At 60.3% G+C, this 1,762-nt stretch carries 2 protein-coding genes; both read left to right on the plus strand.

Annotation, left to right across the window (positions count from 1 at the left end):
• The first annotated feature begins 50 nt into the window (after positions 1-50).
• Complete coding sequence (locus HMPREF0298_RS00260; RefSeq protein ID WP_006839051.1) at positions 51-1,337, plus strand: tyrosine-type recombinase/integrase; 1,287 nt, start codon at positions 51-53, stop codon at positions 1,335-1,337.
• A 187-nt stretch (positions 1,338-1,524) separates the two neighbouring features.
• Positions 1,525-1,762: helix-turn-helix domain-containing protein (locus HMPREF0298_RS00265; protein WP_040422085.1), on the plus strand; the 238-nt coding region annotated here is incomplete at its 3' end.

Consider the following 1,762-nt stretch of genomic DNA (forward strand, 5'->3'; position numbering starts at 1 on the left):
TCACATTCGGACACGAATTGACCCCACTAAGGGAACGTAAGGGGAATGCAATGGCCCGCAGAACAAGGCGAGACTTCGGCAAACTAACCAAGAAGGGCAAAAGGTACTACTGCGAGTACACAGGCCCCGACGGCAAGCGCCACACGCCAGGGCACTCGTTCGCTTCCAGAACAGATGCCGCAGGCTGGCTGTCCGCCGAGAAGCGACTAATCGACTTAGAAGCATGGAAACCACCCGCAGCCCGCCGCGACGAAAAGAAGCGCGCATCTGTCACCGTGGGGGAGTGGCTGGACCAGTACCACGACATGCTGGAACAACGCGCACAACCGCTGAAACCATCGACCGCGCAGAACTACCGAAGGGTTACGCGGGTACGGATCACCGACCCAATCGCGCCCGGCGACGGGGACCAGGACGTAACCCGGCTGAAAGACATTCCCCTAGCCGAGCTGGAAACCTCCGACGTGTACCGCTGGTGGGACGCTCTACAACGCAATTACCCCGATGCCAGAACGATTAACCGCCAGGCGTACGTACGTCTCAAAGCCGCGTGCGCCGAAGCCGTACGCCGCAAGATGATCCCGATAAGCCCCGTAGACATTCCCGAAGCAGGAAAGCCCGTGGCCACCGCAGAGAAATACCTGCCTAGCGATGCCGAGATTGCCGCGATTATCGAAGCAATGCCCGCGCGATACAAGGCACTAACCTCCCTCGTGCTCCGCCACGGGCTACGCCTTGGAGAAGCCCTAGCGATAGAAGCCCGCCACGTCGTCGTCGAACCAACACCCGTGCCATACATGCCGAAAGTCACCGTGCAGGTTGAACAGAACGCGCAGCGCATCGCCGCCGCCGACGGTAAACCGACGTACATGCTGGTACAGCCGCCCAAGACGAAGGCGGGTTATCGAACGGTGCCGATCATGGCAACCGACGTGCCGCTATTCCTCAACCACAACGCAAAGCACCTGCCAGCCAAGGCCACACCCGTCCCCGTGCTCGCGCCGCCCAACGCGGACAAGGCAAGCCGCAACAAGGTAAGCGACAAGCCGCTAGCGCTCTACACCCCGAACGGCAAAGGCCAGCCGCTCATGGATACCACCTTCCGAAGCCTGCTCAACAAGGCAGAAACAGAAGCGGGCGTGACAACAGCGATAGACCCGCACTGTGGGCGAAACTGGCTCATTACCCGCTTGGCGGAACAGGGTGCGCACCTGAAGGAGATAGGCGCGCTACTCGGCCAGGAGGACGTGCAAACGATCCTGAACGTCTACATGAAGGCAAGACCCGAACGCACAACAGACCTCATGGCCCAAGTGAACCGCAGTCTCAACCGCTAGCGCCACCGGGGAAGGCCCCGCAATGCAGGCCAGCCTTGCGCGCGCGTAGGAGGGGGCGGAACGTTGCAGTTCCATTGCCGCTAGGCGGTAGGCGCGTTCTTGTGCGCGATTATTCCCCTTCGTTCATATCTGCGATAGGGTTACACCCGTAAGTATTTCGTCACTGTGACGTTGGAGGTTGTTTGACGTGGCAGATTTACCCGCACTGGGGGAATTGATTCCGGTGAAGGAGTTCGCGGCGGCGACCGATTCGCACCCACGTACGATTCAAAGGCTCTGCCGTGAAGGTGAACTTCCGGCGCTCCGCGTTGGGGCTAAATGGTTCATTCTCGGAAACGAGCTACTTTCCGATGCCCGCGAGCGCGTGCTCGGCACTGGCGGCAACCTCGACGGGTTAGCGCCCTACACCGTGACAAACGATGAAC

Origin of the sequence: Corynebacterium lipophiloflavum DSM 44291, assembly GCF_000159635.1 — a bacterium.
Lineage (GTDB): Bacteria > Actinomycetota > Actinomycetes > Mycobacteriales > Mycobacteriaceae > Corynebacterium > Corynebacterium lipophiloflavum.